The following is a 25857-nucleotide window of genomic DNA, read 5'->3' as shown; positions in this document are numbered from 1 at the left end:
ATCAGCTACGCAGGGACCACTGCTGGTTGGTGCCGCCGTGGCAGGCCCAGAGGTGGACCTTCGTGCCGTTGGTGGTGCCGTATCCGCTGGCGTCGAGACAGAGCCCGGACCCGACGCCGGTGATGGTGCCGTTGCTGTTGACGTTCCACTGCTGGTTGCTCTGGCCGTTGCAGTCCCAGATGATCGCCAGGGTGCCGTTGGCGGTGCCCTGACCGGAGGCGTCGAGGCACTTGTTGCCGTACACCATCAGTTGCTTGCCGGCGGTGTAGGTCCACCGCTGGTTGGTGCCGCCGTGGCAGTCCCAGAGCTGCGCCTGGGTGCCGTTGGTGGTGCTCGACCCGCCGATCTCCAGGCAGCGGCCGGACTGCCCACCGACGATCTGCACGCTCTGCGGGGTGCCACCGCCGCCCTGCGGCCCGGCGGCGGCCATCACGGCCTGGGCGCCCGAGGGCCAGTTGCCGCCCGTCACCGTCACGTTGCCGGAGACGACGTTGCCCCGGTCGCCGTTCGTCACGTTGGTGCTGCCGTTTGTCGACCAGTTGTTGGTGACGGTGAAGTTGCCCATGTTCTCGGCGTACCAGTAGTTGGCCGTGGCCCAGGTGCCGGTCGAGGAGAAGACGTTGTTGCGGGCGGTGAAGAAGCGTGAGCCCTCGTCGAAGTAGAGCCCGAAGTGACCGTTGGTCCGCAGGCAGTAGTTGTCGCTGATCAGCGCGCCCGGGTTCGCCGACAGGGTGTAGATGCAGCCGCCGTCGTTCATCTGCTGCATGACGTCGTGCACGTAGTTGCCGATCAGCCGGTTGTTGGCCGCCGTGGTGGCGGTGGTGTAGCGCGGCTGGTAGTTGTACAGGCCCCGGTCGGCGTAGTGGTTGCTGCCGCCGGCGTCGTTGGAACCCCAGCCGTAGCCGATGGACATGCCGGTGTACGGCATGTTGTAGACCTCGTTGTACGAGACGGTGGCGTTGTTGACGTACGTGGTCAGCACCGACACGATGCCCCGGTACTCGATGCCCAGGTCGTGCAGCCGGTTGTTGCTGATGGTGATGTCCCGGTTGACCATCCGCTGGTCGCTCGGGTGATGGGCGTCGGCCCGTACGCCGCCGACGACGATGCCCCCGGCCGCGTTGCGGGCGATCTCGGACCGGGTGACGGTGATGTTGCTGGTCCCGAGGCCGACGCCGCTGGCGTGGGCGTTGGCGTCGTTGCCGATGCCGATGGCCGTCTGCCCCAGGTTGACGAACGCGGAGTCGCTGAGGGTGATGTTGTCGGCGGCGGAGATCTGCACGGCGGCCGGCATCTGCTGCCAGTTCGGCCGGGTCGCCTCGAACTGCGGGCAGCCGTTGTGGCACGAGCTGAAGGCGGGCCAGTTCCAGTTGCCGTAGATGTACGCGCCGGTCTGCTGGTCCACGTAGCCCTGGTTGCTGCTGGCACCCAGCCAGCTCGTGCCGGTGAAGGTGATCCCGGAGAACGTCACGTGGTGCACGGGCGCGGCGTACGTGCCGCCGATCTGGAGCAGGGACTGCAGGGTCGGCAACTCCACCCGGGCGGTGTTCATGTTCTGCCCGGCGAGCGGGATGTAGGACAGCGCGCCGCTGCCCGGGTCCAGGTACCACTCCCCCGGCGAGTCAAGGAACTCGTAGGCGTTGCTCAGGTAGAGCGGGCCGGGCCGGTGCGGGCTGGTGAAGGTGTCGTACCCGAAGTTGTTGTTGCTCCAGCCCGGCTGCTGCATCCGAATCTGGTTGCCGCTGATGCTCTGCACCGACACGTACCGGTCGGTGAAGGAGTTGACGCTCTCCATCTGGATGCGGCTCTGGTTGGCCAGGTTGTTCAGGTAGCTCAGCGCGCCGCTGGTGAACCGCATGCCGGTGCTGTCGGCGGTGAAGTCGGCCCGGTTGACCTGGGTACGGGCCCGGGTGGCGACGGCACCGTCGACGTAGAGCTGCCGGCTGTCCAGCCCGGCGCCGACGTTGGCCCGCCAGATGTTGCGGCCGGCGTCGACGAGCGACCAGCCGGTGACCGCCCGCGCGCCGCTGATGACGGGTCGGGCCGACGGTGCCGCCTGCCACAGCACCCGGTAGCCGTTGGTGCCGGAGTCGGCGGCGGTGAACCGCAGTGGCGAGGACAGCCGGTACACCCCGTCGGCGAGTTGCACGACGATGTCGCCGGACATCGAGCTGTTCTGCGCCCGTACCGCGGTCTGCGCGGCGGTCAACGAGCACGGTTGGGCGGCGCTGCAACTGCTGCCGCTGCCGGACGGGGACGCGTACAGGGTGGTGGTGGCCGCGAGGGCGGGTGCGGCGGAGGCGGCCACGACGGTGGCGGTGACCGCGCCGGTGAGCGTCACCGCCGCGATCGCGGCCAGCACCCTTCTGGGTGCGGCCGACAAGGGAGGTACGGACACAGAGGTCTCCTTACCGGGGACGGGTGTGGTGGTGGGGGTGCGTGCTCAGGGCTGCACGGGATGTCGCCGGCAGGTCAGCCGAGAATTCCGCGCAGGTGGGCCAGGCCGTCGAGGGCGAGCCGGTCCGGTGAGGGAGCCAGCGGTCGCCAGATCGAGGCGGCGGTGGCGATCGTGTCGTTGTCCGGGGTGAACGACTCGATGCAGACCGCGCCCCGGTATCCGGTCGTGGCCAGCACGGCGAGGAACCGGGGCCAGTCCAGGTGGTCGGCACCGGGAGCCCCCCGGTTGGTGCCGCTGACCTGGACGTGCTTGATGTGCGGGCCGGCGGCGGCGAGCGCGGCGTACGGGTCGGCCTCCTCGATGTTCATGTGGTACGTGTCGATCATGAGGCCGACGTTCGGCGGCAGACCGTCGATCAGGTCCAACGTCTGCTCGATGGTGTTGACCACACTCGTCTCGTAGCGGTTGAGCGCCTCGACGCCGATGGCCACGCCCCGCTCGCCGGCGTAGTCGGCGACCGGCGTCAGCGCCCGACGGAAGTCGGCGTAGCAGGTGGCGCGCTCGGCCACGCTCATCCGCCAGGTCCGGCCCACGGAGGCGTAGACCGGACCGCCGACCGTCGGCGCGCCGACGGCCACCGCAGCGTCCACACAGCCCCGCAGGTACGCCCGGGTCGCCTCGACCACCTCCGGGGTGGCGTCGACCAGGTCCCGACCGGGCGGGGTGACCGCGCAGACGCCGGCGGCGGTCAGGCCGTGGGCCGTGAGCAGGTCCCGGGTCCGGGCCGGATCCCAGTCCCCGGGCTGCTCGATCGGCAACTCCACCGCGTCGAAGCCGAAGCGGGCGATCCGGGGCACCAGGTCGGCGAGGGCCGCGTCGTCGACCGGTGAGGCCCACACCCATGGGTTGACGCCGATCTCGTACATCGGGCCTACTTCCAGCGCTGGGGGTATCCGGGCAGGTCGGTGCAGCCGCACATCGCGTAGTGCAGCGGCGGCATGTCCGCGTCGAGGTAGCTGTCGAGGTTCTCCTGCGTGATCGTCGGCTGGGGCAGCTTCCACGGGCTGGACACCTGCTGGCCGTCGAGGATGCGCAGGGCCGCGATGATCGGGGTGCGCCACTGGTAGGTCGGGTAGGTCGGCGCGATCGCGGTGAGACCGGCCTCCTTCCACACCTTCAGGAAGTCGAGCTGGTCCTCGCCGTTGATCGGGGGCACCGGCTTGCCGGCGTCCTGGAACGCCTCGACCGCCGCGACCGCGACCGCCCCGGCGTCCATCCAGACGCCGTCGATGGTGCCGTACCGCTGGAGGTAGTCGTCGACGATCTTCTTGGTCTTGGCCGGGTCACCGTCGGTGAACTCGACCCCGACGACGTCGACGCCGGCCTTGTCGAAGGCGACCTTCGCGGCGGACCAGCGGGTCTCCAGCACGTCCACGCCGGGCAGGATGCGCAGGGCGAGCAGCTTGCCGCCGGGCTTCATCCGCTGGCTGACGAACTCGGCACCGACATGACCGAAGCCGTACCCGCCGATGGGGTTGATGAAGGTCACCGGGCAGTCGGTGTCGACGCCACGGTCGAAGACGATGACCGGCAGACCGGTCTGGCAGGCCGCTTCCACGGCCGGGGTGAGGGTGGCGGTGGTGTTCGGCGAGACGATCAGGGCGTCGCAGTCCTTGCCGAGCAGGTCGTTGATGTCGGCGATCTGCTTCTGGTCCTTACCCTCGGCCTCGACGTGCACGAACTCCTTGATCCGGTCGCCCTGCGCCGCCACCTCCGCCTGCATGGTCTTGTAACCGACCTGCCGCCAGGGGTTGTTCAACGCCGCGTTGGAGAAACAGATCTTGTACGGGCCGGCCTTCTTGAACTTCGTGGTGTCCACAAGCGTGGGGTTGAGCGCCTGCTCCCACGGCTTGTCCGCCGGCCCGGTGGCGGTGGCGTCGAGCAGCGCCAACTCGTTGTCGTAGTCGGTCTGGTCGAAGAACTTCGACTGCTCGCCGGTGCCGGCGCCGGCCGGTGCGGACTCGGTGCTGGACGGGGTGGCCACCGGCGTGTCCGTGGCGCAGCCGGCGAGCGTCAGCAAGGTCACCGCGGCGACCGCGGCCAGGCAACGTTTCATGAGGCAATCCCCTTTATCTGGATGAGAAACGCCGGGCCGAGACCGCCACGGCGAGCAGGATGATGGCGCCTTGCACGCTCGGTCTGAGCGCGCCGGAGACGCCGTAGAAATTCATCAACGCGAAGAGCAGTTCGAGGGTCAGCGCGCCGAGCATCGCGCCGACGACCGAGCCCCGGCCGCCGCCGAGGGCGACCCCGCCGAGGACGACCGCAGTGATGGCGCCGAACTCCAGGCCCGCGCCGGCCTGGAAGGAGACGCCGCCGTACCCGCCGATCAGGATCGCGGCGACCGCCGCGGCGAGGCCACTGAGGACGAAGGCGATGGTGCGGGTACGCCACACCCGCACCCCGCTCAGCTGTGCGGTACGCGGGTTGTCGCCGACGGCGACCAGGGTCCGACCGAAGTCGGAGCGCATCAGCAGCACCGCGGCCACCGCGAGGACCAGCAGGACCAGCAGCGCGTACGGCAGCCGACCGAACACCGGTACGTCCTCGACGGCCCGGCGACCGAGTTGGCGGAACTGGTCGGTGAGACCGCCCTTGGGCGCGCCGTCGGACCAGAGGTAGACCGCGCCGACGAGGATCAGGAACATGCCGAGGGTGGTGACGAACGAGGGCACCCGCAGCCGGGTGGTGATCAGGCCGTTGACCAGGCCGACGAGCGCACCCCCGGCGAGCAGCACCAGCACCACCGGCCAGGTCCGCGACGGGTCGCTGTCGATGAGCCGGGCGGCGACCACCACCTGCGCGGTGACCAGGGAGCCGACGGACAGGTCGAACTCCCCGGAGACGATCACGAAGTACTGACCGGCGGCGAGCAGGATGATCGGCGCCGAGCGGCCGAGGAACGACATCAGCGACGGCGGGCTGAGGAAGTCGGGTTGGCGGGCGGCGACGAGGACCAGGAGCACCACCAGCACCGCGAGGATCGGCAGGATCCCACCGCTGTTCCACCGCCGCAGCGGTGCGAGGCGACGCGAGACGGTCTGTGTGGTCACCGGTCCGCCTTCCGCAGGGCCCGACGGGCGTAGACGGCCACGGCGGCGATGATGATCACGCCTCGGACGACCTGCTTGGCGAAGGCGTCCACCGCGAGTTGGTTGAAGATGGCGTCGATGCCGGCGAGCAGCAGCACGCCGCCGACGGTGCCGACGACCCCGCCCCGGCCGCCGGCGAGGGCGGTGCCGCCGATCACCACCGCGGCGATCGATTCCAGGTCGTAGAGGCCCTCGGTGCCGACCCGGGGAGCGCCGGAGCCGAGGCGGCTGGCGAGGTAGATCCCGGCGAGCCCGGCGCACAGGGAGCAGAGCACGTGGGCGGTCACCCGTACCCGGTCGTTGCGGACACCGGAGAGCCGGGCCACCTCCGGGTCACCGCCGACGGCGATCAGGTGGTGACCGAACCGGGTCCGCGACAGCAGGAACCAGCAGGCCCCGGCGACCGCGAGCAGCAGCAGGAAGGACAGCGGTACGGGCCCGACCCGCTGGTAGCCGAGGGTCTGTACGAGGGCCGGGGCGGTGCTGCCGGCCGGGCCGTCGTACCTGCTGTCGAGATAGCCCTTGAGCAGCAGCCCGACACCGAGGGTGGCGATGAACGGGTTGATCTGACCGGTGGTGACGAGCAGCCCGTTGAACAGCCCGATGCCGGCGCTGACGAGCAGGGTGAGGCCGATCGCGGGCAGCAGCGCCGCGTTGCTGCCGTTCATGGTCTCGGCCGCGACCAGGGTGCTGAGGCTGACCACGTACGCCACCGAGAGGTCCAGCGAGCCGCCGAGGATGACCAGGGTCTGGCCGACCGCGACGAATCCGAGCCCGGCGGCGACGTGCAGCAGACTCACCGTCGTCGACTGGTTGAACAGTTGGCCGCCGTCGATCGCGACGACCAGCCAGCCGATGGCGAGGGTGAGGCCCAGGGCCACGAACACGCCCGGCACCGGCCGCCGGGCGGGCGACAGAGGCAGGGCGCTCACGCGGCCGTCTCCCGTACCGTGCCGACGGCGAGGGCGACGACGTCCTCCTCGGTGGCGCCGGCCGGCAGTTCGCCGGCGATCCGCCCGTCGCGCATGACGATCATGCGGTCGCTCATGCCGAGCAGTTCGGGCAGGTCCGACGAGATCATCAGTACCGCCGCGCCGTCGCGGGCGAGTCGGCGCACCAGGTCGTGGATCGCGGACTTGGCACCCACGTCGATACCGCGGGTGGGTTCGTCGAAGAGCAGGATCCGCGGGTTCACGGCGAGCCAGCGGGCCAGCACCACCTTCTGCTGGTTGCCGCCGGACAGGTACCGGATCTCCTGCTGGTCACCGGCGCTGCGGACCTCGACGGCGGCGAGCAGTTCCCGGACCCGTACGGTGCGGGCGGTGCGGCCGGAGCGGAGGGCGAAGACGGCGCGGCTGGCCAGCAGCGCGTTGTCCAGTACGGACTGACGGGCGACGATCCCCTCGCCCTTGCGGTCCTCGCTGACGTAGGCGACCCCGGCCCGCATCGCCGTACGCGGGGAACGCAGTCGGGTCGGGGTGCCGTCGACGACGACCTCGCCGGCGGTGAACGGTGCCACCCCGAACAGGGCTCGGGCCAGGGCGGAGCGCCCGGAGCCCTGCAGGCCGCCGACGCCGAGCACCTCTCCCGCGCGCAACGTCAGGTCGATGTCGCGCAGCTTGCGGTTGGCGCCCGCGCGGACGGTGAGCCGGACCTCGCCGATGTCCTGCGGGGTGGCTCGCGGCGGGTAGTAGTGGGACAGTTCCCGCCCGACCATGTGCCGGACCAGTTCGTCGGCGGTGGTGTCGGCGGTGGGTACGGTGGTCACCCGCCGGCCGTCCTTGAGCACGGTGATCCGGCTGGACAGGTCGAAGACCTCGGTGAGCCGGTGCGAGACGTAGAGGATGCCGATGCCCTGCTCCTGGAGGCGGCGCACCAGGCGGTAGAGCAGGGCCACCTCGTGGTCGGCCAGCGCGGCGGTGGGTTCGTCCATGATGATCAGTCGCGCGTCGAGGGCGAGCGTCTTGACGATCTCGACGACCTGTTGCTGGGCGACGCTGAGGCGTCCGACCGGCGCGTCGGCGGGTAGGGCCGTCTCGCCGATCGAGTCCAGCAGGCGTCGGGTGGAGGCGAGCATCTGACGCCGGTCGACCAGGCCGCGGCGTACCGGCTCGTGACCCAGGTACACGTTCTCGGCGACGGTGCGCTCCGGCAACAGGTTGAACTCCTGGTGGATGATGCCGACGCCGGCCCGCTGGGCGTCGCGTGGGCTGCCGAACACCTGCGGCTGCCCGGCCAGGGTGATGGTGCCGGCGTCCGGGGCGTACCCGCCGGAGACGATCTTCATCAGGGTGGACTTGCCGGCACCGTTCTCGCCGACGACCGCGTGCACCTCGCCGGCCGCGACGTCGAGGTCGACCTCGTGCAGGACACCGACGCCGAGGAAGGACTTGCTGATGCCCCGCAGGGCGAGCAGGGCACCGGGGTGTCCATCTGGCATCGTCGAAATTCCTCACGGATAGTAGTCAGAGTCAAGGTGCGTCGGCGGCACACAGGGCACTTCCGCGCTGGCAACCCGCCCGTTTTCGTCGCCGAGCACGGCACTTCCTGTGGTCGTGCTCAAACTTTCGCTTGACACAACCGAAACATCACACGTATGAAGATAGATGTTCGGGTATGAGTTCGCAATCCCCTACCTGGCAGCGGCTTTCGATCATCCTGCCGCCCAGGTGAGCGTGCATACGGGCACCTTCAGGACGCGCGCTACCGCACCACACCGCTCCAGATGTTGTCGTTAACATCAACGACTTCCCATATATAGAGCTTCCGGCCCCGGCCCTCCCGACCACGGGACGGCAACCGATCCGGCATGACGCTGCGTGACCGCCGGCCGTGCGACCGGGCGACGCCAGGCACGACGACGCGACCGGGCTCGCGCCCACCGCACGGCACCCTGCGCCGTGCCCGGACCGGTGACCGGCTCCGTGGTCGCACCACAGTTGCCCCGCCCCACACCGCCCCGCCCCGCCCCGCACCGCACCGCCACAGAGGAGACGGAATGCGTCGTAAGACAACAATCATCGGTGTGACCCTGGGTCTGTTACTGGCGCTCGCGCTGGTCAACCCGGCGTCGGCGGCGCCCGCCTTCCGGGCGTTGCTGTTCACCAAGACCACCGGCTACCGGCACGACTCGATCCCCGCCGGGGTGTCGATGTTCCAGCAGCAGGCGGCAGCCGACAACTTCGAGCTCGTACACAGTGAGGACTCGAGCGTCTTCACCCCGGCCAACCTGGCCACCTTCGACGTTCTCATCATGTTCCAGACCTCCGGCATGGTCTGGACCTCGGCCGCCCAACGCCAGGCGGTGGAGGGCTACCTCGCCTCCGGCAAGGGAATCGTCGCCATCCACAACGCCACCGACATGGGCATCGAGGGCGAATACCCGTGGTGGGACCAGACCATCAACGCCGGCGCGCACATGCCCGAGCACTCCCCCGGCGTGCTGCCCGGCACCGCGATCGTGGCCGACAAGAAGCACCCGTCCACGGCCAGCCTGCCGGACCGCTGGAACCGCAGCGAGGAGTGGTACAACTTCGACAAGAACCCCCGCGGCGACGTGCACGTGCTGGTGACCGCCGACGAACGGACGTACAACCCCGGTTCCCGGGCGATGGGCCCGGACCACCCGATCTCCTGGTGCCGCAGCGTCGGCGGCGGTCGGGTCTGGGCCACGGCCATGGGTCACGCCATCGCGTCCTACAGCGAGACCCACTTCCGCAACCACGTCCTCGGTGGCGTCAAGTGGGCCGCCGGCAACCAGCCCGGCGACTGCGGTGGCACCGTCTGGGGCAACTTCGAGAAGCGCACCCTCGACGACAACACCGTCGACCCGATGTCGCTGGCGGTAGCACCCGACGGTCGGGTGCTCTACGTGCAACGTGGCGGCCAGGTCAAGATCTTCAAGCCGAGTACGAACAGCACCGTCACCGCCGGCACGCTGAGCGTCTACACCGGCGGCGAGGACGGGCTCACCGGGCTGGCCCTGGACCCGAACTTCGCCAGCAACGGGTACGTCTACCTGTACCACTCACCGGCCAGCAGCAGCACGGACGTCAACCGGGTGTCCCGCTACACGCTGACCGGTGACACGCTCAACATGTCCAGCGGTGTCACCATCATCGACATCCCGGCGTACCGGGACCGGACCTACCCGGAGCCCGGCCACACCGGCGGGTACATCGACTTCGGTCCGGACGGCAACCTCTACATCGGCACCGGCGACGACGTGGCACCGAACCTCGACCCCAACTGGCAGGGCTACGCCCCGCTGGACTGGCGGTCGGGCAAGCACATGCTCGACGCCGCCCGTACCGCCGGCAACACCAACGACCTGCGTGGCAAGCTGCTGCGGATCCGGCCCTCGGCCGGCGGCGGCTACACCATCCCGTCGGGCAACCTCTACCCGCAGGGCACCGCGCAGACCCGCCCGGAGATCTACGCGATGGGTTTCCGCAACCCCTTCCGCTTCTCCATCGATCCGTCCAACGGCTGGGTCTACCTGGCCGACTACGGGCCCGACCGCAATCCCCCGACCACCAACCGTGGCCCCGAAGGTCTCGTCGAACTCAACGTGATCAAGGCACCGGGGAACTACGGCTGGCCGTTCTGCCACGGTGACAACCAGCCGTACGCGCCGTACAACCCGGACACCGGTGCGGTCGGCGCCAAGTTCAACTGCGCGGCGCCGGTGAACAACTCGCCAAACAACACCGGCCTGACCAGCCTCCGGCCGGTGGTCGCACCCAACATCTGGTACGGCTACGGCACCTCGCAGACCTTCCCCGAGCTGGGCTCCGGCGGCTCCGCGCCGATGGGTGGACCGGTCTACCGGTACAACGCGGCGAACCCGTCGGCGACCAAGTTCCCGCCCTACTACGACGGCGTGCACTTCTTCTACGAGTGGTCCCGCAACTACATAAAGGAGGTGCACTTCGACTCCGCCACGGCGGTCACCCGCACCAACCCGTTCCTGCCGACCACCCGGTTCAACAAGCCGATGGACATGGAGTTCGGCCCGGACGGTTCGCTGTACCTGCTGGAGTGGGGGACCAACTTCGGTGGCGGCAACAGCGACTCGGGTCTCTACCGGATCGACTACATCCAGGGCGGTCGTACCCCGATCGCGAAGGCGACCGGGACGCCGACAAGCGGCAACGCCCCGCTGACCGTGCAGTTCTCCAGCGCCGGGTCGATGGACCCCGATCCGGGCGACACGCTCAGCTACCAGTGGACCTTCGGTGACGGCACCACCTCGACGGCGGCCAACCCGTCAAAGGTCTACACCAGCAACGGCAACTACACCGCCCAGTTGAAGGTGACCGACAGTTCGGGCAAGAGCGGCTTCGCCAACGTCCAGATCACCGTCGGCAACACCGCTCCGGTGGTCACCATCACCACCCCGGCCAACGGAGGCATGCTGACCTTCGGCGACCAGGTCTCGTACCAGATCTCCGTCTCCGACCCGGGTGGCGCGGCGATCGACTGCTCCAAGGTGTTCCTCAACCCGGCTCTCGGGCACGACGACCACGCCCACGAGACCACCGACTATCCCGGCTGCTCGGGCACGATCCCGACCGACCTGCTCGGCGGGCACCCCGACGGCGCCAACCTGTTCTACGTGCTCAACGCCCGCTACACCGACAACGGCGGGGCGGGTGGCGCGGCGCCGCTCACCGGTCACGCGCAGGTGATCCTCCAGCCCAAGCACAAGCAGGCCGAGTACTACAGCAGCCAGTCCGGCACCCGGATCGTCGAACAGGCCGGCGCGCAGAGCGGCAAGCGCATCGGGGACATCTCCAACAACGACTGGGTGGCGTTCACCCCGATGAGCCTGTCGGGGATCAACACGGTCAGCTACCGGCTGTCGTCGCCGTCGGGCGGCGGCACGATCGAACTACGGGCCGGCTCACCCACCGGCACCCTGCTGGCCACCACGCCGGTGCCCGCCACCGGCGGTTGGGACAACTACCAGTCCACAGCACCGGTGAACGTCACCGCCCTGGCCGGGACCCACACCCTGTATCTCGTGTTCAAGGGCAGCGGCAACAACTGGTTCGACCTCGACTCTCACACCTTCAGTGGCCCCGGGGTCGGCACCGGCGGCCCGGTCACCCCTCCTCCCGGTGACGGGGTTGCGGGCAAGACCTGGACGCTTACCGCGCAGCACAGCGGCAAGCTGATGGACGTCAACGGTGTCTCCACCGCCGACGGGGCGCAGATCCATCAGTGGGCGTCCACCGGCGGCAACAACCAGAAGTGGCAGGCCGTCGACGCCGGTAATGGCGCGGTCTACCTGAAGGCGGTGCACAGTGGCAAGTGCGCCGAGGTGATCGGCGGCTCCACCACAGCGGGGGCCTTCCTCCAGCAGGCCACCTGCAACAACAGCAACCAACAGAAGTTCACCGCCACCCCGACCGGCACCTCCGGGGTCTACACGGTGAAGAGTGTGCCGAGCGGGCTCTGCCTGGACGTCAACTCCGCCGCCACCACGGACGGGGCCCGACTGTTGCAGTGGACCTGCCACGGTGGCACCAACCAGCAGTGGCGGTTCAGCGCGGCCTGACCGGCCACAGCTGACCAGTGACACCTCTGATCGGGACCGGCGTCGCACCACGGCGCCGGTCCCGACACCGTTGGCTCCCGAGTCGCTCAGGGAAGCAGCAGCCGGAACCGGGGCAGTTCGAAGAGCTTGAGCCGGGCGAGGGTGACGGCCACCATCGGCTCCTCCGGATCCCACCGGCCCGCCTGCACCGGTAGGCCGGCGAGCGCGGCCACCTCGCCGTACCGCCGCAGGTACTGCAATCGCACATGCCATCCGTCGGCGAGCCGCCGTCCCAGCGCGTCGTCTGCGAGGAACCGTTCCAACGCCGATTCATCCCAGCCCGCCGCACCCGCCTCTCGTGCGCCACATGGCGGGGAGTGCCAGCACCACGAAGGCGTTTATGGGTTTGTATGGGATTTCCCCACCCTGTCCCCCACCGCGCGACCCTCCTCAGCAAGACCCGCCCGCAGACGAGCGCCAGGCGGTTTCACAAGCGTTGGGGAGGAAACGATGCTGAGATTGCTACCGCGAAAACGTCGAGCACAACTCGGGCTGGTCGGCGCCACGATCGCGGCTGTCCTACTGACGATGGGAGTCGTCCACGCCGGCAGTGAAGCGGAGCAACCCGCCACGCAGGAGAATCTCCTGGCCTGGCATGCGCAGATCGTCGAGGCCCCGCGGCCATCGCTGGACGGGTGCTTCGACGCGACCTATCCCAAGGTGGTGTGGCGGGAGACCGCGTGCGTGGACCAGCCGGCGATCCCGATGTCCCCGAACCGTGTACCGGCTGCGCGGAGGGACATCGGTGGTGGCACCGGAATGGGCATCGTGACGGAGCGACCCGCGGATGCCGGTGACATCACCAGGGCGACCGGCACGTTCGAGGATGTCAAGGACAAGGACCTGCTGACGGTGAACTCCTCCCCGACCAGCGGGCCGGTGATGGCGAACAGCTACACGCTCCAGCTCAACACCAACCGCCTCAAGGTCAGGGAGTGCGCCAGTTCACCGACTCCCGCGCTGTGTGAGGGCTGGAAGCAGTTCATCTTCGCCAACACCCCGCAAACCGTTCCGAATGAGCCACCCAGCCGTCTCTACATCGACTACTGGTTGCTGGCTTACAACCCGGATGCGAGCCAGGGCAAGCCCTGCCCGATCGACTGGACTGAGGTCCCGGACGACGGCGAGGTCCACTGCTGGCTGAGGCGCGAGAGGGCGGCGGGCCCGCTTCCCTACGTACCGATCAGGAACATCGCACTTCCGGGCTTCAAGCTGGAAGCGCAGACGCAGACGGTCGGCGCGGACACCGTCGTCGACGTGGTCACGTTCAACGATGGGAACCAGAACGCCGCCTCGACGTCCAGTTCGGATGTCCTTCACGTCGTGCCAGGGGAGCCGCTGCCGGACCAGGCGGGACCGGGATGGACGCAGGTCGAGTTCAACGTGTTCGGCTTTGGCAACGGATCCACAGCCGTCTTCAACAAGGAGGCCGACTTCAACCTTCGCACGACGATAGTCGACGGCAGTCCGAAGGCGCCCGAATGCAAAGATGTCGGCTACAGCAAGGAGAGGAACAACCTCAACTTCGCCAAACCGAGTGCGACCCCCACATCGCCGGCGCCAGCCCTCATCATCAACCAGGCAGCCAAGAATCGGGAGCTGGCGGGCTGCAGGGCCGCCGTCGCCGTCGGCGACACTCACCAGTACACCTTCGCCGGTACGTACTACGACTTCCAGGCTACGGGTGACTTCGTCGAGGCACGGGCCGGTACCACGTTCGAGGTGCAGACACGCAAGAAGTCTGGCGCCCCGACCTGGCCCAACGCATCGATGAACCAGTCAGTCGGCGTGCGGATGGGCAACACCAGGCTGGCGGTGTGCGCCGGGACCCGTCTGGTCGTGAACGGAGTCGACACCAACCTGCCCTCCGGCGAATCACTGCTGCTTTCCACCGGAGTGGCGATCGACCGGGTGGGAAACGTCTACACGTTCAGGGACCCGTCCGGCAACCTCGTCCGCAGCACCGCCATCGCCGGCACCGTACCGTACGTGAACCTGGGCATCAGCCTGGGCTCCGAGACCCCGGCGGTGCGCGGCCTGCTGGGCAACCACAACGGTGACCCCCACTTCCTCGAAGCCAGCAACGGCGACCCCCTGCGTGTGCCGCCCTCCTTCGCCGACCTGTACGGGGTCTTCGGCAACAGTTGGCGGGTCAGCCACACCACCTCACTGTTGCGCTTCTGCGAAGCCGTCGGCGTGGGCAACCCGGCAGAGCCGTTCTACTCCCACAACCTCCCCGCGAATGTTCTTCAGCCGGCGAAGGAGTACTGCGCCACGCTACGTCTCGAGCCGATGTGGAATGTCTCGTGCGAGCTGGATGTCGCCGTACTTGGCCGGCAGGCTGCTGACATCTTCGTCGGACTTCCCAAGGCCGCGGTGGACGGCAACCCCGCACCACCATCCCCTTCCCCCTCGCCCACCGGAGGCAACGGTGCCTGCCGGATCGCCTACACAGCCAACTCCAACGCGGCGTCCGCCAGCTTCACCGGCAACGTGACCATCACGAACACCAGCAACACTCCCGTGAACGGGTGGACTCTGACTTTCTCGTTCACGAACGGGCAGCGGATCACCAGCAGTTGGAACGCCAACGTGACGCAGTCCAACGCGTTGGTGACGGCACGGAACCTCAGCCACAACGGCACGCTCGCACCCGGCGCCTCCACGTCGTTCGGCTTCCTGGGCAATAGCGGCATCTCCAACCCGCCACCGGTGGGGTGGACGCTGAACGGCTCCCCCTGCACCACCTGACCCACGGGGGGGGGCGGTCATTCTCGACCACTCCCGTAACGCGAGATCCCCGGGTTGGGAGCCACCGGGCGGGCTTCCCGGGGATCTCGCTCAGGTGTGGATGCCGGCGTTGTCGAGGGCGGCGAGGCAGGCGCGGATCTGGTCGACCTCGGGCGTACCGAGGTCCGTGAAGATGGCGAGGGCGTGGTGGTAGTGAGCACGGACCTCGTCGAGATGGCCGAGGGCGCGGTGGGCATTGGCCAGCCCAGTGTGGGCGCGGGCCTGCTGGTCGCGGGCACCGATCTCGGCGGCGATCCGCTGCGCGGCGGTGTGATGGCGATGAGCGTCGGCGGGGTGGCCTGCGGCGAGCGCGGCCTCGCCGATGCCGTTGAGCGCGTACGCCTCGCCGTGCCGGTCGCCGGTCGTCCGCAGGATCGTCAGGGCCTGTTGGTGGTACTCGGCGGCCTTGGCGGGCTCGCCGCGAGCAGCGTGGAGGGTGCCCAGCCCATCCAGCGTCCAGGCTTCGCCGTTGCGGTGGCCGGCATGACGAAACAGGACAAGCGCCTGGGCCAGGCTTTCGGCGGCCGCCCCATGCCGGCCCAACCGCGTGTCGACCTCCGCGAGGTTGACAAGCGACACCGCCTCGCCGGCCCGGTCTCCGGTCTCTCGGAACAGGGCGAGCGCCTGCCGCAGGTGCGTGGCGGCCTCGCCGTACCGACCCGCCTTCTGTTCGATGTCGCCGAGGTTTGTCAGCGTGCGGGCCTGACCGACCTTGTTGCCGGCTCGCCGGTGCAGGATCTCGCCCTGCGCGAAGTGGGCGGCGGCCTCGCGATAGCGGCCGAGCCGCTGTTCGGCGATGCCGAGGTTGGTCCGGGTCCGGGCCTGCCCGGGAGCGTCGCCGGTCTGTTCAAACAGGCGTAGAGCCTCGGTGAAGTGTTCGGCTGCGGCTTGGTGCTGGCCGCCCCAGAGGTAAGCGACGCCAAGGTCGGCGAGGGCGTGGGCCTGTTCGGTGACGTCGTCGATGCGGCTGGCGGCACGGCGGGCATGACTGTGGACGGTGATGGCGTCGCTGTTGTGGCCACCGGCGAAGTACTGGACCAGGACGCGGGAGAGCCGGATGGCGTGGGCGGGCCAGTCGTGGGTGGCGGCGTGGGCCACGACGGTGACCAGGGCTGGCCGTTCGGTGTCGAGCCAGATGCGGGCGGTGTCCGGGTCGGTCAGCTCGGGGACGCAGGTACCGGACGGGGCGACGTGGGGTCGAAGATGCACCTGGGCGGGGTGCAGAGCGTCCATCGCGGAGGCGGCCGTGGCGAGATAGTAGTCGAACAGGCGGGTCAGGGCGGCGCGACGGTCGCGTGGGCGGACCTCGTCGTGGGCTCGGGTGGTGGCGTACGTGCGGACGAGGTCGTGGAAGGTGTACCGGCCCGCGTTGGACTGGTGCAGCAGGTGGTCGCGGCACAGGCGGTCCAGATGGGCACGGGTGACCTCGATGTCGGCGCCGGTCAGGGCAGCCGCGGCGTAGGCGTCGCTGTCCTGCCCGGGGTGCAGCGCGAGCAACCGGAGCAGCTGGCGCTGGTCGGCGGGCAGGCGGTGGTAGGACAGGTCGAGGGCGAGCTCGACACCGGTTTCCAGGCGTCGCTGGTCGTGGCGTTCGTCGAGCCGGTCGGCGTGATCGGTGAGGGTCCAGTCGGGTGTGGCGCGCATGTGTCCGGCCGTCAGATCCAGCGCCAGCGGCAGGTAGCCGCAGCGCCGTGCGATACGGGCGGCAGCGGTGCGATCGTCGCCCACCGGGACCTGGCCAGCGGCGTGGGCCAGGTATCGAACGGCCTCGTCCGCTGCGAACACGTCGATCACCAACTGCGTGGCCGAGGGCAGGTCGGACAGGCTTCGCCGGCTGGTGATCACGGTGAGACAGCCGGGCACCTCGGCGAGCAGCGGGCGGAGTTGGTCGAGGTCGGCGGCGTTGTCCAGCACGATCAGGGTGCGGGTACCGGCGAGCCGGTCACGGTAGGCCGCGGTGCGGGCCTCGAGAGCGTGGGGGATGCGCTGCGGCGGTACACCGAGCAGCCGCAGGAAGCCGTCCAGGACGGCGGCCGGGTCCGCTGGAGGTCGAGCGGGGTCGGGGTGAAATCCGCGCAGGTTGACGAAAAGCGCCCGATCAAATTGACGTTCCCGGATGAGAATATGCCCGGCGTGAATGGCGAGCTGGGTCTTACCGACGCCGGCCATCCCCTCTATCGCCGAGATCGCCACCGCGCCGTTGCGGCCGAGAGCGCGGCGGAGCTGATCGAGTTCGGCGGTACGACCGGTGAACCCGGCCAGGTCGGGTGGAAGCCTGTCCTGGACCTGCACCACGACGGCGGCCAGGGCCTCCCCGCCGACCACCCGCAGCGCCTGGCGCCACTGGTGCACGTACCCCTCGTCCGGGTGCAGTGCCTGCACGACTGCGGTCACGAGGTCGGTGTTCAGCCGCCGCCGACCGGGTTTGAAGCAGTCCACGACCGTGGGCCGCTTGGCCAACTCGCCGGTCGGGCGACCGGCGGCCCGCCACGCGTTGTTGACCTGGCCGGTGATCCATTCGTAGGACGGGTTTCCCGCCCAGACCTTCAACGACCGCAGCCCTGCGACCAGCTCATCCAGCGTGCGGGCCCGACCCGGGTCGGGCATTGCGGCGGACGCATCCTCCGCTCGGGTAGCGGTCATCGACAGTCCCACATATACATTGACGCTCAAGAATGTTTTAGCTCATTGTAGCCGCGCCGACGCGGAGGGGGTGCCCCCTACGAAGGGCGGCCCCCCGCCTGGATCACCAGCACCCCACCCGAAGGCGAGACCGTGCTGTGGGTCAGGGCTTGGACGTCACGGTGAGCTTTGCGATGTCTGGGGCATAGACGGTCATCCAGTGCGGATGCAGCCGGTAGTAGACCACGTCGTTGTCCCAGTCGAAGAGGTCGTCGCCGTAGAAGTCCTTCAAGTACGCAAGCACGTCCGGCCAGTCCCTGGCCTGGTCGCCGTTGCGGGGGTTGAGGATCTCCACCGTGCCGTGCGTGAAGACGCCGAGATCCTCACCGCGCATGTGTGCGGCGCTGACGGCGGGCCGCGCCGCGAGGTGGCGCGCCTTGGCGGCGTCGGGCGCCGTGCCGAAGTACCACTTGCCTCGCAGGAAGTGCCCGTCGACACCGCTGATCCGCGGCTCACCCTTCGCTGTCACGCTGGACAGAGCGAGCGTGCACATGCCGGTGAGGACCTGGGTGAGCTGCTCCGCGTTCAGTGTGCGCGCGGAGTTGATGATCGAGCGAAGGTGAGACGTGGAGCGGGCGAGGGAGGCGTCAAGCAGGGCTTGGAGTTCTTCGAGATCTTGTGGGGTTTCGCGCATGGAGGCCTTGTCTCTCCGCATCTATCTGTGCCGTGGTCCGCGCCTATCACCGGCGCCGACCGATGAACCCATGCTCCACCCAAAACCTGACACCTTGCGTCATGTTTCTTCAACTCGCCTGCGGACGCCAGCGGCAGCCGGCCTGACAGACCGGCGGCGCGACGTGACGGCTCCCGACCGGCCTGGATGGTTTACTCGGGCAGTCGGTCCCGACTCGGGTCAGCCTGCCCGCTACCGTCTGCGTATCGCGGCGGCCACGCTTCCAGACCCGCCGCGATACAGCCCAGTCCTGAAACAGCACGAGGAGACACCCATGACCGACGCCACCAGCGACGCCGATCCCACCGCCGACGCCGAAACGGACACCGAGGAACAGCCACAGCCCTTCGAGAACCGGGCGGCACGCCGGTCCAAGGGCAAGGCCACCGCCAACCACACCGGGGGTACCCCGAGCCGCGTCCACGGCCGCTCCGGCACGGTGCAGAGTCCTCGCCAGTACGGCAACCGTCGAAGCGGCTGACTCCGGACCTCCTGGTAACGGCCGCTCCAGTAGTTGTGGCCGCTACCAGTGTCTGGCCGCAGCCGCAGGTTCGTTTGCAAGGCGGGGCCTCATCCGCCCATCGGTACGTTCGACGTGGGGTTCCGGATCCCCCGTCATGCTCCGTGGCGCCCTGTCCGAGGCAGACCCGGACGACCACGCCGCGGCGGATCCGTTAGCCTGACTGCGGTGGTCCGCCACCGACTGCGCTTCCACGTGACAGACCACGTGAATCATCGCGGAGAGACCTGAGCAGTTCAGGACATGTCCGGGTGGGGTGCGGCGCACTGTTGCGCCGACTTCATACCGCCGGTGCCCGACATCGGCAGACGAAAGGACATGACATGTCGTCGAAGGACGAAAAGAACCTGACGCAGGTGGTCGACAGGATCTCGAAGATGGACGAGCCGATCCGTTCGACGATGCAGCGGGTGCACGACATCATCATGGCCGCGGCCCCAACCCTGAAACCGCGCATCTGGTACGGCATGCCCGCCTACGCGAAGTCGGCGAGCACACCCGCGCTCATCACGCTGCGCATGGACGAACGATTGAACCTCGCGATCACCGAGAAGGCCACCTTCCGCGCGGCAGGCGGCGCGGACGGTGGGCTGATGCCGGCCGCGTGGTACTTCGAGACGGTGGATGCCGTCACTGAGAGGCGAATCGCCGAGATCGTCCGCTCCGTGGTCGATTGATCGTCTGCACCCCTGTCCCGGGATGAGGGTGGACCGCACCTCGGCACGACCGGGCGTCGGCGTGACCCTTCTGTCGGTGGCCGCGTCACAGCCAGCGGCTGGGGTCGACGACGCATGTCCTGGCCGAGCGAGCGTCTCCGTCAGGCCCGGCAGACGATCTCGCCGTGCAGCACGGCGAACCAGGCATCCGCTGCTTCGGCCCACTCCCGCCAGCCGTCCGAGATGTTGCGTAGGTCCTGCGCTGTGGCGACGCCTGCGGCCAGCACCTGTCGGGCCAGGTCCGAATTCAGGATCCGCTCGGCCCACATCCCGCCCCACCATTGCCGGTCCTCCGGCGTGGCGAAGCACCAGGTGCTCGCCGTCGCCCTGACGTCGGTGAATCCGGCGGCGTGCGCCCAGGAGAGCAGACGCCCTCCGGCGTCCGGCTCGCCTCCGTTGGCGCGGGCGGCCTGCTGGTACAGGGCGAGCCAATCGTCGAGCGCCGGTACGCGAGGAAACCAGGTGAACGCCGCATAGTCGCTGTCCCGCGCGGCGACGATGCCACCGGGACGGCAGACCCGGCGCATCTCGCGCAGCGCCTGGATCGGATCGGCGACATGCTGAAGCACCTGGTGGGCGTGGACGACGTCGAACGTACCGTCGGGGAGGTCCAGCGCGTGCACGTCGGCGACCGCGAAGTCGATGTTGCCCTGACCACGGGCGTCGGCCTCGGTGCGGGCGAGTTGGAGTGCGTCGTCGGTGATCTCGACGGCGGTGACTCGTCCGGGTGCGACGCGGGCGGCCAGGTCGACCGTGATGGTGCCCGGTCCGCAGCCGACGTCGAGCACCGACGTGCCCGGCGCGAGGTGCGGCAGCAGGTACGCCGCCGAGTTCTCGGCGGTACGCCACCGGTGTGAGCGCAGCACCGACTCGTGGTGTCCGTGGGTGTAGACGTTCGGTGCGGCCGGCATGCGCGAATCCCCTCGATCGACCACCGCAACCGTAACCATCCATCCCATTATTCGGCAGAGAATTCCCATGATATGAACTCTGCCGACCGAGACCCGTACTGCCACCAGCGCCGAGCGCCGCAGCCCCGTTGCCGCACCGTCGGCCGCAGCGGCAAGGACCCTCATGACGCCACCGTCCGGTGGATCTGTCCGTCGGGCTCGTGGTTGTCACGGGACGCTGGGGTGGGTGCCGCGACGGGCCACCGCCGATGGGGAGGTACCCCGTCGGCCTCCGCCAGCAGGCGGCGTCCGGCCTGCTCCGGCCGTACGTTCGGGCTGTCACCCGGGTGGGCCTGCGGACGTCGGCCGGCGGCGGCGATCACCCGCTCGTCGACGTGGATGCCGAGCCCCGGCGAGTCACCGAGGACGAAGGCACCGTCCTCGACGTGCAGGTCGACGGTGAGGCCGACCGGTGGACGCAGATCCTGCAGCTCGCTTGTCAGGTGGTTCGGCACCGAGGTCGCCGCGTGCAGCAGCCCGACCGGGCTGTTGCCGATCGGGCTGATCGGCAGGTCGTGCGCGTGGGCCAGGGCCGAGGCCCGCAGGAAGTGCGTGACACCCCAGACGGCGGCCGTCTGGACGATGTCGACCGCGCCGGCGGCGATCAACGGGCGGTACTGTTCGAGCCCGGTGAGGTTCTCGCCGGTGGCGACCGAGGCGCGGATGCCCCGGCCGACCGTGGCGAGACCTTCGGCGTCCCAGCGTCGGACGGGTTCCTCGATCCAGATCAGGTCCAGCACGCGTTCGATCTCGCTGACGTGTCGGACCGCCTGTTTGCGGGTCCACGCCTCGTTGACGTCGAGCATGAGACCCGGCCTGCCGCCCTGACCGGCCTCGGTCAGCACGTCCCTGATCAGGCACAGCCGGCGCCGGTCACGCTCGATGTCCAGGCCGCCCTTGAGTTTGGCGGCCCGTAGGCCGTACTGGGCGTACTCCTGGTATGCCATGACCAGTTCGTCGTCGGTGAGGCCGATGTCGAGACCGGACGCGTAGGCCGGGACCCGCCGGTCACGGCCGCCGAGCAGCCGCCACAGCGGCTCACCGGCGGCCTGCGCCTTGATGTCCCACAGGGCGGTGTCGAGCGCGCCGATGGTGCCGAAGACCGGGCCCGCGTGCCCGGCCTTGAAGGTGTGCCGCAGCATCCGGTCGTAGAGCGTGGTGACGGCGCGGGGGTCCTCGCCGTCGATCGCCGCGAAGATCCGTTCGATCTCCACGGACGGGCCGATGCCCACTCCGCGGATGCCCTCGTCGGTGTCGACGACGACGATCGGCACCGGGACCACCCCGTCGGCGAAGACGCCGTTGGCGTCGCCGACGGGGCGCCCCCATTCCTGCACGGTGGTGAGCGTCCGATATCCGGTGATCTGCATGTCAACCCTTCGTGGAGCCGGCGGCGACGCCGTCGGCGATCTGGCGCTGGAGGAAGAGGTAGACCACCAGTACGGGGATGGCGGCGATCAGCACACCGGACGCGAAGGTGGGGATGTCGTCGGAGTACTGCCCCCGCAGCGAGGTCACCCCCACCATCAGCGTGCGGTGCTCGGCCGACGGCATCATCACCAACGACATGAGTACGTCGTTCCAGCAGAACAGCGCGTTGAGGATGCCGACGGACAGCAGCGCCGGTGTGCCCAGGGGCAGCATGATCCGGCGGTACACGCCGTAGATGCTGTTGCCGTCGATCCGGGCCGCGTCGATGATCTCCGGTGGCACGCCCCGGTAGTAGCTCGTCATCAGAAAGACGGTGAAGGGCAGGAACTGCGCCACGTAGACGAGGATCAGCCCCGGGTACGTGTCGATGAGCGCCGTGTCGGCCATGATCCGGGCCAGCGGCACCATGATCACCTGGAACGGCACGAACAGGCCCGCGAGGCAGCCCAGGAACAGCGCCGACGAGCCGCGGAAGCGCAGTTGACTCAGGGCGAAACCGGCCATCGAGCCGAGCAGCAGCAGCAGGATCACCGACGAGGTCACCACGACCAGCGAGTTGACGAAGTAGCGGCCCATCCCGACGCTGGTCCACGCCGTACTGATGTTCTCCCAGCGCAGGGCATCGGTGAGGGCGAACCGGTCGAGGATGTAGTCGCGTCGGGTCTTCATCGCCACGTTGGCGGTGAACAACAGGGGGTAGATCGTCGCCAGGGCCAGCAACGACATCGGAAGGGCGATCAGCCATCGCCCGCGCCGCAGGTGGGACATCAGCTCTCCTTCCCCGCCCGCCTGAGCAGTTGGATCTGCAACAGCCCGACGACGAGCATGATCACGAAGAGCACGGTCGAGGCCGCCGAGGCGAGGGCGGGGCGGTTCATCTGGCCCTGCTGGATCCAGATGTAGTACTCCGGCAGATACGTCGAGCCCTCGGGGCCGCCGCTGGTCATCACGTAGAGCAGGCCGAACATCGAGGTCAGCATCCCGATCATCGTGGTCACGAAGACGAACTGGATGGTCCGGGACAGACCTGGGATGATCACGTGCCGGATCACCTGTGGCAGCGACGCTCCGTCCACCCGGGCCGCGTCCAGCAGGGCGCTGTCCAGCGTCGCGAAGCCGGCCAGGAAGACCACCAGGGACATGCCGAACGTGGCCCAGACGTGCACCCCGACCACCACGAACATGGCGATGTCCGGGTTGCCCAGCCAGTCGGTCGGCGGGACGCCTACCGCGCCGAGGACGGCGTTCACCGGGCCGTCGAAGGCGAGCAGCAGGTTGAAGATCGCGCCCACGATGACCGGGGAGAGCACCGCGGGGAAGAAGTAGACGCTGCGGTAGACGCGGTGACCGGGCACCCGCAGGTAGATGAAGGTGGCCAGCAGCCCGGGGATCGCCACCGCCACCGGCAGCAGCAGCACCAGCCACCCGACGTTGCCCAACGCGGTACGGAACAGCGGGTCCGTCAACAGCTCGCGGTAGTTGTCGATGCCCACCGCCGTTCCGTTGCGTGTCCCGTCGCCGGTGAAGGAGAAGTTGACGCCGAGCAGCAGCGGGTAGAGCCGCAGCAGCACGATGATCAGTACTGCCGGTGCGACCAGGATGTAGGGGGCGAGGCGCTCGGCCCGCAGGCCGCCGCCGCTGCCGGCGCGGCGCGCAGGGCGGCGGCGGGCGGCGGGGTCGACCGCCGGACCGCCGGTCCGACCGGCCAGAGCCGGTCGGACCGACGGCTGCGTGTTTCCGATCGGCACGCGCTCAGCCCGCCTGGTCGGAAGCGGCCAACTGCTTCACCACCTCGTCGACGGTGATCGAGCCGCTGAGCAGCTGCTGGGAGAGCCGCCCCATCAGGTCGATCGTCTTGGAGGAGAGCGCCACGTGCAGGGCCGGCTTGCCGCCCTTGAGCTCGGAGACGATGCCGGCGACGGCCGCGCCGCCCTGGGAGACGTCGATGGTGGTGTCGGCCGCGACCGCGCCGGCGTCGGCGTAGAACGCCTTGAGCGCGTCGGTCGAGGTCAGGGAGCGCACCAGGTCGGCGGCGATCTTGGGATCCTTCGTCCACTTCGCGACCGCGTACCCGATGCCGCCGTCGTAGGCCAGGCTGGGCGTGGTGCCCTCGGTGACCACCGGCGCGCTCATCACGCCGAGGTTCTCGGGGGTGAGGAACTCGTTGAAGTCCTTCCAGTGCCCCACGTCGGACATCAGTCCGATGATGTGGGCGGCCTTGCCGGACTGGAAGATGGCGAAGGAGTCGTTGAACATGGCGGTCGAGTTGGCACCGTCGTTGTTGAGGCCCGCCTCGCCGGCCTCCTTCCAGAGCGCGAAGACCCGCTTGACGTTCGGCGAGTTCCAGTCACGCTTGCCGGCGATCCAGTCGTCGTACTCCTGGGCGGTGAGGATGCCCGAGCCCAGGGCGGAGAGCCAGAACTGGATGCCCACGCCTTCCTTGTTGCCCAGGGCGAAGCACTTGGCGCCGGCCCGGGCGATGGCGGTGCAGTCGGCGAGGAACTTGCTCCAGGTGGTGGCCGGCGTCGCCGGGTCGAGCCCGGCCTTGGCGTAGAGCGCCTTGTTGTAGTAGATGGGGTGGCCCTGCAACGTCACCGGGCCGGCATAGGTCTTGCCGTCGGAGGTGAAGGCGTCCCAGCCGGCCAGCCGCTGCTTGTCCTCGGCCACGTACTCGTCCAGCGGCACCAGGGCGTCCACCCGGTCGCGGATCTGGCCACCGCCGTTGAAGAGCATGACGTCCGGGCCCTTGCCGGCCTGGATCGCGGCACCGAGCAGGGTGTAGTACTGGTCGAAGGGCTGCGCGACGAACTCGACCGTCACGTCGGGGTGCTTCTTGGCAAAGTCGGCCTTTGCCTTGTCGAGGTACTGTGCGGCGGAAGCCTCGCCCGACTTCCAGTCCCACACCACCAGTTTGTCTGCGGAGCCGCCGGAGGAGTTGCCCGATCCGGTGGCACTTCCGCAGCCCGCCATCGTCACCAGTCCGACAACAAGGGCGGCTGACCATAACGCGCGCTGTTTCATCGTTGTTCACCTCTGAACGGGGTTGGCTGACGGCCCGGCCGCCACGCCGACAATCGATCGATGGAACGTAACTCGTATGACGTCTGATGGTCAACAGGCGGGACGTACACTGATCTCTTGGACGTCGTGCCACGGCAAAGCAAATCGGAGGGGACATGACGCCACCGGAGACGACCCTCGAAGGCCTCGTGACCCCGGCCTGGGTCCGGCGACCCACAAACCTCGCCAGGGCGGTCACCGCCGAGCTGGTGCAGCGAATCGTCCGTGGGGTGCACCCCTCCGGCACGGCCCTGCCACCGGAACCGGTCCTCTGCGAGACCTTCTCGGTGAGCCGCACCGTGGTGCGGGAAGCGGTGAAGGTGCTCCAGGAGAAGGGCCTGGTGCAGGTCCGCCAGGGTGCCGGCACGATGGTCACCCCGCAGTCGATGTGGGACATGCTCGACGAACTGGTCCTGGCGGCCACCATCGCCGAGGACGACAGCCTCGCCATCCTCGACGACCTCGTGGTCACCCGGCGGCTGCTGGAATCGGACATGGCCCACGTCGCCGCCCGGCAGGCCGACCAGGAGACCCTCGACCGGCTCCGCGCCCTGGTGGACCGGATGGACGAGCTCGTCGACGACCAGGTCGCCTACCACGACCACGACCGGGCCTTCCACGACGTGATCATGCAGGCCTCGGGCAACCGCATCGCCCGTGGTGTCGTCCGGTCGCTGGAGAGCCAGGTCGTCAACACCGCGCGCTACATGGGCCGGACCCAGCGTTCGCTGTGCGTGGCGTCCAACCGCGGGCATCGCCGCATCTACGAACGGATCGCCGCCCGGGACCCCGAGGGTGCCGCCGAGGCGATGTTCACCCACATCACCGAGGCGTGGCTGGTCCGCCGCAAGGGCTCCGGCAAGGTGCCCCGGCTCCAGCGCTGA

At 69.0% G+C, this 25857-nt stretch carries 19 protein-coding genes; 5 read left to right on the top strand and 14 right to left on the bottom strand.

The features are described 5' to 3' along the window. Nucleotide 1: 1 nt before the first annotated feature. The 6 genes from Vgi01_RS12810 to Vgi01_RS12785 all read right to left on the bottom strand — a co-directional run bounded on the left by Vgi01_RS12810 (nt 2) and on the right by Vgi01_RS12785 (nt 7990). On the bottom strand, nt 2–2398 hold the full coding sequence (locus Vgi01_RS12810; RefSeq protein WP_204291137.1) for an RICIN domain-containing protein: 2397 nt from the start codon (nt 2396–2398) through the stop codon (nt 2–4). 74 nt (nt 2399–2472) lie between these two features. After that, entirely contained in the window at nt 2473–3324 is an 852-nt protein-coding gene (locus Vgi01_RS12805) for a sugar phosphate isomerase/epimerase family protein (protein WP_102657098.1), read from the bottom strand. A gap of 5 nt (nt 3325–3329) precedes the next feature. Continuing rightward, complete coding sequence (locus tag Vgi01_RS12800; protein WP_204291136.1) at nt 3330–4514, bottom strand: substrate-binding domain-containing protein; 1185 nt, start codon at nt 4512–4514, stop codon at nt 3330–3332. Nucleotides 4515–4527: 13 nt separating this feature from the next. After that, nucleotides 4528–5511: an ABC transporter permease gene (locus Vgi01_RS12795; RefSeq protein WP_102657100.1), complete on the bottom strand. Its 984-nt coding sequence runs from the start codon at nt 5509–5511 to the stop codon at nt 4528–4530. Then, nucleotides 5508–6482 carry an ABC transporter permease gene (locus tag Vgi01_RS12790; protein WP_204291135.1) on the bottom strand — a complete coding sequence of 325 codons (975 nt, stop codon included), beginning with the start codon at nt 6480–6482 and terminating at the stop codon, nt 5508–5510. The genes Vgi01_RS12795 and Vgi01_RS12790 overlap by 4 nt, the downstream gene beginning before the upstream one ends. Next, nucleotides 6479–7990, bottom strand: coding sequence for a sugar ABC transporter ATP-binding protein (locus Vgi01_RS12785; RefSeq protein ID WP_102657102.1), 1512 nt, complete (start codon nt 7988–7990; stop codon nt 6479–6481). The genes Vgi01_RS12790 and Vgi01_RS12785 overlap by 4 nt, the downstream gene beginning before the upstream one ends. A 558-nt stretch (nt 7991–8548) precedes the next feature. On the opposite strand from Vgi01_RS12785, the gene Vgi01_RS12780 reads away from it, so the two are divergent. Then, a complete protein-coding gene (locus tag Vgi01_RS12780) occupies nt 8549–12112 on the top strand; it encodes a ThuA domain-containing protein (RefSeq protein ID WP_204291134.1) in 3564 nt (1187 codons plus the stop codon). Between the two features lie 86 nt (nt 12113–12198). On the opposite strand, the gene Vgi01_RS12775 is transcribed toward Vgi01_RS12780, so the two are convergent. Beyond that, nucleotides 12199–12357: a hypothetical protein gene (locus Vgi01_RS12775; protein WP_204291133.1), complete on the bottom strand. Its 159-nt coding sequence runs from the start codon at nt 12355–12357 to the stop codon at nt 12199–12201. Nucleotides 12358–12601: 244 nt separating this feature from the next. Here Vgi01_RS12775 and Vgi01_RS12770 point away from each other — a divergent pair, with 244 nt between their 5' ends. Continuing rightward, nucleotides 12602–14902: a cellulose binding domain-containing protein gene (locus Vgi01_RS12770; RefSeq protein WP_204291132.1), complete on the top strand. Its 2301-nt coding sequence runs from the start codon at nt 12602–12604 to the stop codon at nt 14900–14902. Nucleotides 14903–14992: 90 nt separating this feature from the next. On the opposite strand, the gene Vgi01_RS12765 is transcribed toward Vgi01_RS12770, so the two are convergent. Both Vgi01_RS12765 and Vgi01_RS12760 read right to left on the bottom strand, forming a co-directional pair. After that, entirely contained in the window at nt 14993–17584 is a 2592-nt protein-coding gene (locus Vgi01_RS12765; protein ID WP_204291131.1) for a tetratricopeptide repeat protein, read from the bottom strand. 142 nt (nt 17585–17726) lie between these two features. Beyond that, nucleotides 17727–18278, bottom strand: coding sequence for a pyridoxamine 5'-phosphate oxidase family protein (locus tag Vgi01_RS12760; protein WP_233196691.1), 552 nt, complete (start codon nt 18276–18278; stop codon nt 17727–17729). A gap of 292 nt (nt 18279–18570) precedes the next feature. On the opposite strand from Vgi01_RS12760, the gene Vgi01_RS12755 reads away from it, so the two are divergent. Both Vgi01_RS12755 and Vgi01_RS12750 read left to right on the top strand, forming a co-directional pair. Continuing rightward, nucleotides 18571–18777 carry a hypothetical protein gene (locus Vgi01_RS12755; RefSeq protein ID WP_102657108.1) on the top strand — a complete coding sequence of 69 codons (207 nt, stop codon included), beginning with the start codon at nt 18571–18573 and terminating at the stop codon, nt 18775–18777. Nucleotides 18778–19139: 362 nt separating this feature from the next. After that, a complete protein-coding gene (locus tag Vgi01_RS12750) occupies nt 19140–19493 on the top strand; it encodes a DUF1801 domain-containing protein (protein ID WP_204291130.1) in 354 nt (117 codons plus the stop codon). A 140-nt stretch (nt 19494–19633) separates the two neighbouring features. Here Vgi01_RS12750 and Vgi01_RS12745 read toward each other — a convergent pair whose 3' ends face one another. The 5 genes from Vgi01_RS12745 to Vgi01_RS12725 form a co-directional block, all read right to left on the bottom strand. Further along, the gene (locus Vgi01_RS12745; protein ID WP_204291129.1) at nt 19634–20443 is read right to left on the bottom strand and encodes a class I SAM-dependent methyltransferase; all 810 of its coding nucleotides are present in this window, start codon (nt 20441–20443) and stop codon (nt 19634–19636) included. Nucleotides 20444–20604: 161 nt separating this feature from the next. Further along, on the bottom strand, nt 20605–21852 hold the full coding sequence (locus tag Vgi01_RS12740) for a mandelate racemase/muconate lactonizing enzyme family protein (protein WP_204291128.1): 1248 nt from the start codon (nt 21850–21852) through the stop codon (nt 20605–20607). A gap of 1 nt (nt 21853) precedes the next feature. Continuing rightward, entirely contained in the window at nt 21854–22681 is an 828-nt protein-coding gene (locus tag Vgi01_RS12735; protein WP_204291127.1) for a carbohydrate ABC transporter permease, read from the bottom strand. Next, complete coding sequence (locus tag Vgi01_RS12730; protein WP_204291126.1) at nt 22681–23661, bottom strand: carbohydrate ABC transporter permease; 981 nt, start codon at nt 23659–23661, stop codon at nt 22681–22683. The genes Vgi01_RS12735 and Vgi01_RS12730 overlap by 1 nt, the downstream gene beginning before the upstream one ends. A 4-nt stretch (nt 23662–23665) precedes the next feature. After that, nucleotides 23666–24934, bottom strand: coding sequence for an ABC transporter substrate-binding protein (locus tag Vgi01_RS12725; RefSeq protein WP_102657113.1), 1269 nt, complete (start codon nt 24932–24934; stop codon nt 23666–23668). 155 nt (nt 24935–25089) lie between these two features. Between Vgi01_RS12725 and Vgi01_RS12720 the strand changes: the two genes are divergently transcribed. Continuing rightward, nucleotides 25090–25857, top strand: a complete 768-nt coding sequence (locus Vgi01_RS12720) for a FadR/GntR family transcriptional regulator (protein ID WP_102657114.1) — start codon at nt 25090–25092, stop codon at nt 25855–25857.

Source organism: Micromonospora gifhornensis, assembly GCF_016863515.1.
Classification (GTDB): Bacteria; Actinomycetota; Actinomycetes; order Mycobacteriales; family Micromonosporaceae; genus Micromonospora; species Micromonospora gifhornensis.
Note: the sequence above shows the minus strand (reverse complement) of the source record. Positions and strands in the feature narration are given on the sequence as shown.